The 13,984-nt window shown below is 64.9% G+C and carries 8 protein-coding genes; 2 read left to right on the forward strand and 6 right to left on the reverse strand.

Annotation, left to right across the window (positions count from 1 at the left end):
- Nucleotides 1-165: 165 nt before the first annotated feature.
- The 3 genes from pbpC to ROE7235_RS12430 form a co-directional block, all read right to left on the reverse strand.
- Nucleotides 166-2,175, reverse strand: coding sequence for a penicillin-binding protein 1C (pbpC, locus tag ROE7235_RS12420; protein ID WP_121095851.1), 2,010 nt, complete (start codon nucleotides 2,173-2,175; stop codon nucleotides 166-168).
- Complete coding sequence (locus tag ROE7235_RS12425) at nucleotides 2,172-7,559, reverse strand: alpha-2-macroglobulin family protein (protein WP_245963958.1); 5,388 nt, start codon at nucleotides 7,557-7,559, stop codon at nucleotides 2,172-2,174. Before ROE7235_RS12425 ends, pbpC begins: the two co-directional genes overlap by 4 nt.
- Before the next feature lie 136 nt (nucleotides 7,560-7,695).
- Nucleotides 7,696-8,514 (reverse strand): ABC transporter permease, encoded by an 819-nt coding sequence (locus ROE7235_RS12430; protein ID WP_121095853.1) that lies wholly within the window; start codon nucleotides 8,512-8,514, stop codon nucleotides 7,696-7,698.
- An 88-nt stretch (nucleotides 8,515-8,602) separates the two neighbouring features.
- Between ROE7235_RS12430 and ROE7235_RS12435 the strand changes: the two genes are divergently transcribed.
- Both ROE7235_RS12435 and ROE7235_RS12440 read left to right on the forward strand, forming a co-directional pair.
- The gene (locus ROE7235_RS12435; RefSeq protein WP_147434210.1) at nucleotides 8,603-9,796 is read left to right on the forward strand and encodes a KpsE/RkpR family capsule polysaccharide export protein; all 1,194 of its coding nucleotides are present in this window, start codon (nucleotides 8,603-8,605) and stop codon (nucleotides 9,794-9,796) included.
- Nucleotides 9,797-9,835: 39 nt separating this feature from the next.
- Nucleotides 9,836-10,495, forward strand: coding sequence for an ABC transporter ATP-binding protein (locus ROE7235_RS12440; protein ID WP_121095855.1), 660 nt, complete (start codon nucleotides 9,836-9,838; stop codon nucleotides 10,493-10,495).
- Nucleotides 10,496-10,522: 27 nt separating this feature from the next.
- Here ROE7235_RS12440 and ROE7235_RS12445 read toward each other — a convergent pair whose 3' ends face one another.
- From ROE7235_RS12445 to ROE7235_RS12455, 3 genes are all read right to left on the reverse strand, one after another.
- Entirely contained in the window at nucleotides 10,523-11,563 is a 1,041-nt protein-coding gene (locus ROE7235_RS12445) for a DUF2793 domain-containing protein (RefSeq protein ID WP_121095856.1), read from the reverse strand.
- A gap of 91 nt (nucleotides 11,564-11,654) precedes the next feature.
- A complete protein-coding gene (locus ROE7235_RS12450) occupies nucleotides 11,655-12,542 on the reverse strand; it encodes a 2-oxo acid dehydrogenase subunit E2 (protein ID WP_121095857.1) in 888 nt (295 codons plus the stop codon).
- Nucleotides 12,543-12,551: 9 nt separating this feature from the next.
- Nucleotides 12,552-13,976, reverse strand: coding sequence for an NAD-dependent succinate-semialdehyde dehydrogenase (locus tag ROE7235_RS12455; RefSeq protein WP_121095858.1), 1,425 nt, complete (start codon nucleotides 13,974-13,976; stop codon nucleotides 12,552-12,554).
- Nucleotides 13,977-13,984: the final 8 nt, after the last annotated feature.

Below are 13,984 nucleotides of genomic sequence, written 5' to 3' on the forward strand. Positions count from 1 at the left end.
CTGCACGGACATATGACGAATTATGGAAGGCGGTCGGTCATGTTTGTAACCTGTTCACCCCTGACGAATGCTACAACTTCTTCAAGGCCGCTGGATATGAAACTGATTGAACCAGACGCGCTCTAAATACTCATGTCGCAGGGCCTTCAAACCGCGCAACCCTTTCTATTGCAGTTCCACCTCCACACGCGCCGCGCGGCCCATCGCGTCGACCACGGACAGGGTGACGAAACCGGGGCCGATAAGCGGTAGTTGCGCCGCGCGCTCGAAGCTACGAGTCAGTACCGGCGCGCCATTTGCAAACCATGTAAACGGCGCGCGGCCCCAGTCCACGCGGGCCAGCACACGGCCCGCAACAGGGCGCAGCGCAGCCCCGTCGGGCGGAAAGGCGAGTTGTGGTGCATCTGTGTCCATTGCCAGTTGCGGTCCGAAACGGCGCAGGGGCGGGGGCAGGTCGGCATGCGCCACATCCAGTGTGCGCGGCGGCGCGGGCGGTAGCGGCACCGGGCGCGCGCCAAGCTGGGCGAAGACATCGAACAGGACGGGGGCGGCGGCATCCAGCCCGAATGTGCCGGGCAGGGGTGTTCCATCCGCCCGCCCGATCCAGACGCCTGCAACATGCTGCCCGTCAAAGCCCACCGCCCAGGCATCGCGGTGCCCGTAAGAGGTGCCGGTCTTGAACGCCAGCGGCCAGCCCGGCAGATGCGCGGGGCGCGGCGCACGCGCAAGGATCTGGCCCAGATGCCACGCGGCCTCGGGGGCGATGATCTGCGGGCCGGTTTTCACGGGGCCGGGCGCAGTTTGCAAAGTGACCGTCTGCCCGCCCCGCGCAATTCCGGCGTAAAGCTGCACCAGCCCTTCCAGCGACACGCCCACCCCACCCAAGGCCACGGCCAACCCCGGCGGTCCGTTCAAAGCGGTCGTGACGCCCGCACGGCGCAGCGCTGCCATCAGCCGGGCCGGGCCAAGCGTGTTGGTCATCTCGACCACCGGCAGGTTCAGCGAAAGCTGCAACGCCTCGCGCACCGAGACGGGGCCGCGAAACCGCCCGTCGAAATTCTGCGGAGCATAGCCGCCGAAACTGGCGGGGCGGTCATTGACCAGTGTTTCAGGATGCGCCAGCCCGTCCGAGAAGGCCAGCCCGTAGACCAGCGGTTTCAGAGTCGATCCCGGCGAGCGCATGGCCCGTGTCATGTCGTTGAACCCGGCGCGCATGTCGACGCCGTAAGCGCCACCGATATGGGCACGGACACGGCCTGTCTGCACATCGGCCAGCAAAATGGCCAGCCCCGCGCGCGGGGTCAGCGCGCGCAGCGTGTCCTGCGCCGTTTGTTCCAGCATGGCTTGCAAGCCCGCGTCTATCGTTGTGCGGTGAAGCCCGGTTGCGGGGTTTTCTGCCACCAACCTGTCTGACAGATGTGGGGCCAGCGCGGGAAAGGGGCGACGGGTATCGGGCATATGCTCGGAGCGGGCGGCATCCGCTTCGGCGCGGGTCAGCACGCGCGCGGCAACGGCCCGTTGCAACACTCGGTTGCGGGCGGCGCGCGCGGCCTGCGGGTGGCGGTCGGGGCTGCGCCGGGTGGGTGACTGTGGCAGCGCGATCAGCAGCGCGGATTGCGCGGGTGTCAGGCGCGCCGGGTCTTTGCCGAACCACGCGCGCGCGCCTGCGCGTAGCCCTTCCAGATTGCCGCCCATGGGTGCCAAGTGTAAATATAGCGATAGGATCGCGTCCTTGCTCAGATGCCGTTCCAGCGCCAGTGCCAGCCGGATTTGCCGCGCTTTGCCTGTCCATGTGCCGGTTGGCCCGTCCTCCAGCAGCCGCGCGACCTGCATGGTCAGGGTGGACCCGCCCGACACCCAATGCCCGGCACGCACCGATTGCCACACCGCGCGCAGCAGCGCGACCGGGTCGACACCCATATGGGTGTAAAAGCGCTGGTCCTCGTAGGCCAGCAACATGGCGCGGTAGGTCGGGTCCACGCGGGCAGGGTCCACCGCCAGCCGCCAACGCCCGTCTGCCACGGTGTAGGCCCGCAAGAGTGTGCCGTCTTCGGACAACACCTCGGCAGAGGTCGGCGGGTTCAGCGGCGGCAGATCGGTCGCCACCACCCAGCGTTCCAGCGCCAGCCAGCCTGTCAGCACCAGCGCCGCAACAAGGCCGAGCACCGCTTTCATGGTGCGATGGTCACACGGCCCGTGTCAGTGATCGCGCGCAGGCTGGGGCGATACATGTCCTCGACCTGTACTGCCGGATGGTGAAATTCGCCCGATGACACGGCGCGCACCGCATAGGCCAGCCGCAAGGGCGCCGTTTCGGTCCAGTCCACGGCGGCCAGAAAGCGGTCGCTGCGGGCTTCGGTCATCTGGGCAAAGCTGTGCAGGTTCAGCCAGTCCAGCGCGCGGATATCGCCCGCGCGCAACAGGTTGGGATTGTCGATTTCGACGCCAGCAGGCAGCGCGTCATCGACCATCAGCCGACCGCCGGGCGTGCCGCGATCCGGCTGCACGTCCAGAACCGCGATCAGCCGTTCGCCCACCCGCAGACCGTCAAGCCGCGCGGGTTCGCCATCCGGCGTATAGTAGCTGCGGGAGATGGTGTAGCCGTTGCCGCTGGCGGGCGGGGCGACATCGGGCACACCAAAGGCGGTCAGCGTGACCGTCGTCGGTGTGTCACCTGTATTGGTTATGGTCCGCGTGCTGCCATCATAAAGCTGCACCACATTGCCCGCAACCGCACGCCCGTCAACGTCAAGGCCACCGCCTTCCGACCCAAGCGCCACGGCAGCATGCAGCGACCACGCGGCTTCTTGCGTTGACAATTCATGCACCGCGCCGCGCTGGGCGATTTGCCGCGCCAGAAGCACGCGGTCCACTGCGCCGCTGTCTGCCTCTGACGCCAGCGCCAACAACCCCGCGCGATCGCGCAAGGCCGTGCCATAGTCGCGGCGGAACCCGTCTGCGTCATCGGCCCGCGCAAGGTCCGCGGCGTGGCGGAACATCGCATCGGCGCGCGCCTGTTCGCCGTAGGCGGCCAGCGCCCCGCCCAGTTGCGCGGCAGACAGGGCTGTGTCGAATTTTTCGGCCAGCGTATCGGCGTAGTAGCGCAGATCGCCAATCGCCGCCTCGCCCGCGCGGGCCAGCACATACAGCGCATAGGCAATGGCGGGCGCGTTGTCATATAAATCACCCGCCTGCGCCACCTCGTTGCGCAGGTTGTCAAGCGCCATGCGCAGGGCGGTGTCGGGCACATCCGCACCTTGGCCTGCCGCGCGGGTCAGCACATCGGTGACATAGGCGTCGAGCCACAGGTCATATCCGCCCGCGCCCCAAAGCCCGAAATTGCCGGTGCGCGATTGGCGGGTCAGGATGCGGTCAATGGCCGACTGGATGCGCGCTTGCGCCTCTGCTTCGGTGACAAGGCCAAGCTCGATCGCCGCACCCGACGCCAGCAGAAGCGGTTGCAGCCCGGATGCCAGTTGTTCGGTGCAGCCATAGGGGTAGCCCGTCAGCCGCTGCACAAGACCGGGCAGATCAAGGGCTGCACCCGCACCGGCCACCAAAGTGGCGCGCGCACCGTCGCGCAACCCGTCCAGCGCGTTGGCGTCAAAGCGGAAACTCTCGCCCGGTGCCAATACGAATTGAGAGCTACGCGCGATTTCGGGATCGGTGCGCTGCACCGTCAGCGTCAGATCGCGGGTTAGCACACGACCATCGGGCGTGGTCAGTTCTACGCTATAGCGGTGATCGCCCAAGATGGTTGGCGCCAGTGCCAGGTCCAGCACGGCGCGTTCGCCCTCACTCAGCGTCACGGTGTCGGGCACATCGCCCAAACCGTGGCCGGTCACGCGCAGCGCCATCTCGCCCGCAGCGCCTGTGGCGTGGGTCAGTTCCAGCCGCATCCGGCTGGTGTCGCCCGGTGTCAGAAAACGCGGCAAGCTGGGCTGGACGACGACCGGATCGCGCACCAAGACATCGGTGCTGGCTTGCCCCACGCCGGTGTTGGACCAGACCACCGCCATCAGCCGCACCGTGCCGTTGAAGGCGGGCAGATCAAAGCCGATGGTCGCTTCGCCGTTTTCAAGCGTGATCGGACCTTCGAACAGCGCCAGAAGCGCCTCTGTGGGGGCTGGCCCCGCGCGGTCGATGCCCGATGCATCGCCGCCCGAGCGCACCTGCCCCATGGCCCCCGCCCGCGCATCGATCAGCCGTCCGTAAATGTCGCGCAAGGCAACGCCAAGGCGGCGCTGCCCGAAATAATGCGCGCTTGGGTCGGGGCTGTCGAAATCCGTCAGTGTCAGGATGCCAAGGTCCACTGCGGCGAGCGTGGCATAGACCGGTCCGTCGCTCTCAGCGTTCAGCGTCACCTCCATGCGGGCGCGCGGGTCTGCGGCATCTGGTGCATCTAGCGTGACCGCCAGCGCCTTCGCGGCCGGATCAATCGCGGCGTGGGCAAGCCCCATGCTGCGAGTGGGCATGTCGGTCACGCTACCCGCCCCGCGCAGAAGCGTGGCGGTGACATAGGCGCCCGTGCCCCAATCATCCGTCACTGGCAGGGTGATCTCGGCCTCTCCCGCAACCTCAACCAGTTGCATGTCGATCACGCGGTCCGACAGCACGCTGACCAGCGCCATCCCCTCGCCGGACAGGCGCAAGCGTGCGGTGTCGCCGGGGCGGTAGCTGTCTTGGTCCAGCGCCACGGCCAGCCGGTCGGGTGTGTCGCGCCCGGCCGTGGCCCCATACCATCCGGCAGCGAAGGTGGTGGACGCGCTGGCATACTCGGTCCCGTCATGGGTGACGCGCAGCTCATACTGCCCCCAATCCAGCGGCACGGTGATTTGTCCTGTGCTGTCGACCGACCCTTCGGCCACGCGGTTGCGTTCGGTCACGGGTTCCCAGTTCCAGCGGCCATCGACGCTATACCATTGGTAGCGCGTGTCCACGCGGTCCACCTGCCATGTCAGCGCGCCCTGCATGGCCTGCCCGTCGGGGGAAACAAGCGCGAGGTCGAACACGGCTTCGGCGCCTTGGGGCAGGGTGTCGTCAAATGCGGGACGAATGCCAATCATGGGGCGGGTTGCGGCCATGGGTGCGCTCAGAGTGCGCTCTACAGGGCGGGCGGCCCCGTCCAGCAACGTAGCATTCAGGTCAAGTGTGTAGGGTCGCGCATCAAAACTTGCGTTTTCGAACAAAAGGCGGGTTTGCAAGCGGCCCTCGGCGTCGGTCACGGCATCACCCAAGGGGAAGCGTTGCGGGTCAACCCGTTGGTCATGGCGGCCAAATCGGTAGCCGGGCCAGCCCTCGCGCGTTGTTGCGGGGCGCAGTATTGCGCTGCCCGACAACGTCAATCCCTCGGCGGCGGCCCCGAACAGATGGCGCGCATTGATCTGCAACTCTGGCGGGTTCAGCGGGTCCACCGGCGTCTTTGTCGAAAGCGACAGGTCAAAATCAATGCGCTCTGGCAGGAAATCCTCGACCAGCAGGCGGGTGCTGGCCAGCGCGGGTGCGTCCGGGTCCAAGAGCATATCCAGCCGCCACGCGCCGCGCGGCACATCCGCGCCAAGCGGCAGGGCAAAGACATGACCGCCCGCAACGCCATCGGCACTGAGTGCGCGGGAATATTCCACCCCGTCAGGCCGCATCAGCCGTGCGATCATGGGCAGGCCGGGCAAGGCGCGGGCCTGCGGGTCGCGCGCAAGGGCGGTGACGCGGATCACCTCTCCGGGCCGGTAGGCGCCGCGGTCCGTGGCGATGAACAGATCCACCGGGCCGGGGGCGGCGCGCCCCTCGACCCCGCGGTCCGACAGGTCGAATTCGGGGTCGGCCAGCGACAGCGCGGCCATGTCATCGCCTTGGGTAACGGTCAGAAGCGCGGGCGCGCTAGCGCCGCTGCCTGCCGCCAGTGCGGCCGGAAACCTTGCCATGCCCTGCGCATCGGTCTGCGCGCTGCCAAGAACGCGGTTGGACTCTGCGACCAGCTGTATCTCTGCCCCGTTCACGGGCTGGCCGGTGGACAGGGCCTGCACCACCACATGCAGCCCGTCGCGGCCCGACAGGCTGGTCATCCCCAGATCGGATACCATGAACCATTGCGAGGCCGGGGGCGTGGCATAGGGATCGGTATCCGGCACCGCTGCTTGCAGCAGGTAAGCGCCGGGCGCGAGCGCGCCCGCTTCGGCCAAGGGCAGGCGCGACCGGGTTTCGCGGTTGAGCGCGCCGTCCAGCGTGGCGGTGCCCTGCCAGATAAGTTCGGCCAGATCATTGGTGACACGCTCGCCTTCCCACGCACTGAGGGCTTGTGCGAAATTGCCGTCGCGGATGGTGGCGACAAGGTTGCGGTCGGACACGCGATAGAGTGTCAGGTCGAGCGCATCGGAATTGACAGTTTCCACCGGCAGCGCCCGCGGACCTGTGGCGGGCAGAACATAGCCCCGGCCCAGAAACCGCACCAAGGGCGCGCGGTCGCGGATATAGACCGCCAAAGGCACATCACGCGCCAGCGTATCGCCGCCCGCGGCTGGCAAGCCCGCGCGCAGGCGGATTTCATAGCGCGCGCCGTATTCGACGCCGGTAAGACAAAGCTGGCGATCATCGACCTCTGGGACAAGCGCACCTGCGTCGCCCGCAAGGAACGGCGCATAATCGCGGCTGGCAACCAGCGGTTCGGAAAACCGTGCGCAGATACGCGGCGTCGCGGTATTGCTGTCCACATCATGCGAGAGCAGGCGAAAGCCGTATTGCTCGCGCAGGCGGGTCAGCGTGTCGGGGGCGATGCCGGGACGCAGTGCTTCGGCCAAGCGGATGGCTGCCAGCGCATCCTCGCCCCGGAAGCGTTTTTCAAGCGCGTCCGCCATGGTGACAAGTGCAGGGGCCGGGTCGGACAGGCGCAACGCCGCATTGGTCGCGGCAAGGATTGCCTGACGTTGCAAATCCGCGCTGGGCTGGTTGTCGCGCGCAGCTTGCGCCAGCAGGGCGTTGGCATGCGCAATCCACGCCGCCCCCGAATCTGCCACGGTGGCAGCGGCGCCGGTGAACAGAACCGCACGTCCACCCGTCGCACCGTCCAGCAGCGCCGTTTCGGTCATCCCGTTGGCATAGTATCGCTCTGCCATGGTTTCGGCCTGTCCGCGCGCAAGGTCGAAATCTCGGGCCGACAGAAAACCAAGCCGGGCGCGCATGTCACGCGCACGGGCTGCGGCGCTGGCAGGACGCTCTGCAATCCGGCCCGAGAGCGCGCCTTCGAACGGGACCGCTGCGCCGGGTTGCGACTTGGGAAAACACGCGCCGGCGCGCTGGTTGAACGTAAAGGCCGTGCATTCGGTGTCGCGCAGGCAGGCGGAATGGCACTGGGCAAGATTGGTGTTGAAGATCGGGGTCAGATCGCCGCCGGGCAGGTCGGTATTGTCGAACATTGTCGCGAAGCGCGGTGGCAGGGGGCTGTCTTGTTGCGCATCTGCCGTCGTGCCGAGGGCAAGCGCCGCGCCAAGGATCAGGCCGCAGAGGGGGGCTTTGCGCCCCCCGCCATGCGCGGCATGGCCCCCCCCGCAGAGTATTTTTCGCAAGATGAAGCAGATGCAGCATGGTCGCCCCCCGATGCAGAGTCGCTGGGTAAACTCTAACACAGGGTGGCGCGCATGGCAGCAACAGGTTTCAAGGCACGCCAAGGTGTCGACCTTGGGTTCGCATCGCGGCGGGCCGTCAGCGATTGAGCAGGTCGCGGTGATACTGGCGCAGCAGCATCAGTCCGAGGACCAAGGGCACCAGAATGCAGGTGCCCACATAGGGAAGAGAGATATATCCAGGTGAATAGACGGGATAGAACCCGTCACGCACAATGCCCGTGATATGCATGATCGGGTTATACCACAGGATATCTTGCGCGAAGGGTGGCATGTCTTCGTATAAGAACAGCACGCCCGAGATGATAAAAAGCGGTGCGGTCAGGATACCCCAGATTGTGTCCCAGACCGGAAACCTTTGAAACAGGTAGCAGTTCAGGCAGCCGACCCCCAACCCCAAGCCGCAGATCAGTCCGAATCCCAAGAATATCTGGCCCCAGTCCAGCACGGTCTTGATATCTTCGAACAGAATGATCCCGGTCAGGATGATGCAGGCGGCGGCCAGCGATACGAGGGTGTTCAGAAAGAACCGCGCGATAACGGCGTCCAGCCATGTGACCCTTGGATAGAACAGCAGCGCGCGCGAAAACTTCATGGCGCGGCCCACCGTGCTGCCCAGATTGGTGAAGGCCTGCAAGACCAGCATGCCGGTGCCCTTGAACAACAGAAAGCTGGTGCCAAGCGCGGGCGAGCGAGCCAGCAAGGAAAACGCGAAGGCGATCATCACGATCATGCCCAGCGGCTGCAACACGGCCCAGACATAGCCACCGGGGCTGCGCCCGTAGCGGGTGCCCATCTCGCGCAGGGTCAGCGCGGCAATGCAGCGCAGCGCGGCTATGAACGGGCTTTCGGCCTCTGGAAGGGGCGCATCGGCGATTTCCGGCGGCGGGGCGGGCATTGACAGCCTCTAAGCTGGTTTTTACCGCTTCGTGTATGTAGGTTTTCCGGATAGGAATCAATCAGGCAACCAAGGCAGATTTCAAACCGTGAATACCCATTCCCCCGCACCAGTGCCCCAACAGACCGAGACCAAGGTCGAGAGGCTTGCGCGCAGCACGGCGGTCCACGCCGTGATGCACACGCGCCACAAGGGGTTGATTGCCAGCCTTGTTGCGATGGTCGTTCTGCCCGTGGTTGTGACCGCGCTCTATCTGGGCATTTTGGCACAGCCGCAATACGCGTCCGAAACCGGCTTTGTCGTGCGACAGGAAGAAAGCGTTTCTGCCAGCCAGATGCTGGGCGGGCTATCGCAGGTTCTGGGCACGCAATCCGCCAGCAATTCCGACCTGCTGTTCGAATTTATCCAAAGCCAGGAAATCGTGCGCCGGATAAACGCAGAGTTGGACCTTGTCAGCCATTATTCGCAAACTTGGCCGATGGACCCTGTCTATTCCATATGGCCGGATGTCACGATCGAGGATCTTGGTAGTTTCTGGCGGCGCATGATCCGGATTACCTATGACAAATCGTCGGGCGTCATCATGGTCGAGGTGCGGGCACGCAGTGCGGAAATGGCCCGGAACATCGCGCGTCAAATCGTGTCGCAGAGCGAGTCGATGATCAACACGCTGAACGTGCAGGCCCGCCGCGATAGTATTGCGAATGCCGAAGCCGATCTTGACGATGCGCTGATGAACCTGCGCGATGCGCGCGAGGCGTTGGTCGCGTTTCAGGCCCGGACCCAGATACTGGACCCGCAAGCCGATATTCAGGGGCGTATGGGTGTTGTCGCGAACTTGCAGCAGCAACTGGCGCAGGCTTTGGTCGATTACGATCTGTTGTTGCAGGCCACCGACAATACCGACCCGCGTGTGCGCCAACTGGACCGCCGCATTCGAGCGATTGAAGAGCGCATTGCGGGAGAGAGAGCGAGCTATTCAAGCGACGGATTCGCCTCCGATGACAACAGCTACCCCAGTCTGCTGGCGCAATATGAGGGGCTGCGCGTGGATGTGCAGTTCGCGGAAGAGATCTATAGACTGTCGCTGACGGTCTTGAACCAAGCCCGCGCAACCGCGGAGCGGCAACAACTGTATCTGGCGACCTTCATCGCGCCGACCGAAGCGGAAACCGCGCAATACCCGCGCAACTTGATGTTGATCGGGCTGACCGCGTTTTTCGCCATGATGATCTGGTCCATCTGTGCGCTGGTGTATTACAGTCTGCGCGACAGGGGCTAACGGCCCCATGAAAGAACCCGGCGCCGGAATGGGGATGGCATGATCCAGCTTCGCGACCTGTGCAAAAGCTTCGAGATTCCGGGCGGCACCCATTCGGTGTTCCAGAACCTTACGCTTGACCTGCCGCCCGGACGCTCGCTCGGGTTGCTGGGACGCAACGGGGCGGGCAAATCCACCTTGTTGAAGATCATTGCCGGCACGATGCAACCCAGCGCGGGGCGGGTGATCCGAGGGGGCAAGATTTCTTGGCCGATCGGAGGTGCCAACAGCTTTCACCCGGACATGACCGGGCTTCAGAATACCCGTTTTCTGGCACGGTGCTACGGGATCGATAGCGATTCTCTTGCGCGCTATGTAGAGGAGTTCGCTCAGATCGGTGACCACTTCCACATGCCACTGCGCACCTATTCGCAAGGGATGAAATCGCGGCTGTCCTTCGGGGTGGCGATGGGTATTCCGTTCGACACCTACCTGATCGACGAGGTCACGGGCGCCGGGGATAAAAGCTTTCGAGAGCGTAGCAACAAGGTTTTTCGCGCCCGCATGGCCAAGGCGGACGCGATCATGATCAGTCATAACATGTCCGACATGCGGAGTTTCTGTAACAGCGGGCTGGTGCTGCATCATGGGATGCTGGAGTTTTTTGACGATATCGAACAGGCCATCACCCGCCATGAAGAACTGATGAACCTCGCCTGACCCTTTGGCCTTGCCCGCCAGTCACGATTAGGCTTCTTTCAGAAACCCGTTCGCATCGACCGTGGTATTGGCCGAAGTCCAGAGTTTTGCCCAGATTATCGTGCCCGTCGGCGTGGCGCGCGATCCCAGCCAGAACCCTTGTGCGGCGCTGCTGCCAACCGGCAAGCCCAGCAAGAATGTGCCGCGCCCGTCAACCCCGCGCATCGCCAGCAACGTCGCTTGTCCGGTTTGCCCCGCAGGCACCCCGCTGGCGGTTGCCATATCCGCGATATGATACAGGCCCGGTACAAGCGCTGCGGTCAGGTCTGAGACGGCGGACGGCGTCGCTGCACCCAGCCCGAAATCCCCAACCTTCAGCAGGCGGCCCAAGGTGGCATCTGTCGGGCTTTGGGTGATGGCGCTGCCGCCGATCTGGCCGTCCACGACAATCCCGGCGGGAAAGCTGGTCTGCCCGCTGTCGGGCGCTGCCACCATCGCGTCGTGCCATGTGCTGCCATCGGCGCTGACCTTGATGCTGAAGGCATCGGCCCCCGCCGTCCCCATTTCCGCGCGGCCAGAAAAACCAGTCTGGAACAGCAGGCTTGCCGTATCGGATAGCGCGGATTTGTTCACCTTGATCTGGTGGCCGCCGCCGTCATGGGTAAACAGGCTGGCGTCAGACGACACCGCCAGCCGGTTCACGCTGTCATGGCTGGCGTTGACGCCCACGCCCGACAGGTTGTTCAGGCTTTCGGGCGCGGCAGGCTGCCATGCGCTGCCATCCCAGATATACAAAGCCGTGCCAAATGCTGCGCACCATCCGGTTTGCGGCGTGATGAACTGCCACGCTGTCCCCATCCATACGGCCAAGGCCGTGTCCTGCCCCGCCCAATCGCCGGTTGCGCCCGTGCCCAGTGCCCAGACCTGCCCCGTTTCTGGGCTTGCGGGCGGGTTGATGGCATCCAGCCCCGCGACCACAAGCTGGACGACACTGTCCAGCCGTTCCAATGCCTCGTTATGGGTGACATGCTTTTGCGCCTGCGCGGGCAGCAGAAACGGCAGCCCAAGGCGGGGCGATAGCTCTGACATGGTCGGGCCTCCTGAACCGGGAATTCAGGGGCACCCTAGCGCCAGGCGGTAAGCAACGCGTCAGCGCGGCGCGCGCTGCCCGCGCAACGGTCTAAAGCAGCAAGTTGCGCGGGTCGCTGACAAGGGCGCAATACCGCGCCATGAAGCGGGCGGCATCGGCCCCGTTTATCACCCGATGGTCATAGGACAGGTCCAGCGGCACCATGGGCACGGGGCGGGGCGTATCGCCATCCCAGACCGTGACGGTTTCTGTGCGGGTAATCCCCAGAATCGCCAGTTCCGGCGGGTTCACGATAGGGCTGAACCCCGTGCCGCCAATCCCGCCCAGATTGCTGATACTCATAGATGCGCCGCCCATTTCATCCGGTCCAATCTTTCGGGCTTGCGCACGCGCGGCAAGGTCGGCGATTTCGGCCGACAGCTCCCACAGCCCCTTGCGGTCGGCGTTGCGGATCACCGGCACCATCAGGCCGTTGGGCGTGTCCACTGCAATCCCGATATGGACGTAATCCTTCAGAATAAGCGTTTCGCCATCCGCAGAGAGCGAAGCGTTGAAGCGCGGAAACTCTGTCAGACAGCGCGCCAGCGCCATTACGTGGAACGACAGCGCGGTCAGTTTCAGCCCGCGCGCCTGCGCTTCGTCACGCCAGCCCTTGCGCAACCCGTCCACCGCCGAGATATCGGCGCGGTCGTGATGCGTGACCTGCGGAATCATGGCATTGGCCGCGCCAAGGTTCGCGGCGGCGAGTTTTGACATGCGCGACAACGGCTCCTCGCTCACGGGGCCATGGGCCGCGTGGTCGACCTCCCAATAGCGGCTATGCTCCGGCCCCGCCGCTGCGGCGACACGCCCGCCCAGATGCGCGTCCACGTCCTCGCGCCCCAGGGTGGTGCGTCCGGTCTGGCGGGCCAGATCATCCAGATCGACACCTTTTGTGGCGGCGTAATGCTTGGTGCTTGGGCTTGCCTGAATTTCCATGACCCCCCCTTACCAACTGGCCGAGATATATTGCGTTTCCATGAATTCGAGCATCCCTTCATGCCCGCCTTCGCGGCCAAGCCCGGATTGCTTGGTGCCGCCGAAGGGTGCTGCCGGGTCACTGACCAGCCCGCGATTCAGGCCCACCATACCGTAATCCAGCCGCTCGCAGACCTGCAAACCGCGTTTGAAATCGCCCGAAAATACGTAGGCGACCAGCCCGTATTCGGTGTCGTTGGCGCGGCGGATGACATCTTCCTGATCGGTAAAGGTCTGGATCGCGGCGACGGGACCGAAGATTTCATCCTGCACGCACTCGGCATGCTCGGGCACATTCGACAGGACCGTGGGCGGGTAGAAATAGCCGGTGCCCTCGGGCACCACGCCACCGCATTCCACCTTCGCGCCCTTGGCGACGGCATCTGCCACGAACTCCGACACCTTGTCGCGGGTCGACGCGTTGACCAGCGGGCCGACATCCACGCTTGGGTCGGCCCCGTCGCCAACCTTCAGCGCCGACATGGCAGCGGTCAGGCGGGCGGTGAAATCCTCGGCAATGTCGGCGTGAACATAAATGCGGTTCGCCGCCGTGCAGGCCTCGCCTAGGTTGCGCATCTTGGCCAGCATCGTGCCTTCTATGGCGACATTGATATCGGCATCCTCGAACACCACCAAGGGCGCATTGCCGCCCAGTTCCATCGCGGGTTTCAGCACCTGATCGGCGGCGCCCTTCAGCAGTGTGCGCCCCACACCGGTGGAGCCGGTAAAGCTGACCACGCGCACGCGGGGGTCGTGCAACATGTGGTCAACCAGCGCGCCTGTGCGCTTGGACGGCAGCACATTGACCAAGCCCGGCGGCACGCCTGCTTCTTCTAACAGCGGCATCAGCGCCAGCATGGTCAGCGGCGTTTCCGAGGCCGGCTTGATGATGACGCCGCAGCCTGCCGCCAAAGCAGGCGCAATCTTGCGCGTGCCCATCGCGGCGGGGTAGTTCCATGGGGTTATCAGGATGGCCAAACCCGCGGGTTTGTGCTGCACCATGATCCGCGCGCCGGATGCCGGGGCATGGGTGATCATCCCGTCTGCGCGCACGGCTTCTTCGGCGAACCAGCGGAAGAATTCGGCGGCATAGGTAGCCTCGCCCTTGGCGTCGGTGCCTGCCTTGCCATTTTCCAGCGTGATCAGGTTGGCGAAATGGTCCAGCCGCGCGGTCATCAGCTCCCACGCTTTGCGCAGCACCTCTGACCGCTGGCGCGGGGTGCGCGCGGCCCATTCGGCCATTGCCGCTTCGGCGGCATCCAGGGCAGCGTCAGCATCGGCAATCTCGGCGCTTGCGACAGAGGCAAGCACCTGTTCCGTTGCGGGGTTGATGACGTCGAAGCGCGTGTCGGTCTTCACCCACGCGCCGTTGATATAAAGGTCGGTATGGTCCATCTCGGTCC

The organism is Roseinatronobacter ekhonensis (assembly GCF_900499075.1).
GTDB lineage: Bacteria > Pseudomonadota > Alphaproteobacteria > Rhodobacterales > Rhodobacteraceae > Roseinatronobacter > Roseinatronobacter ekhonensis.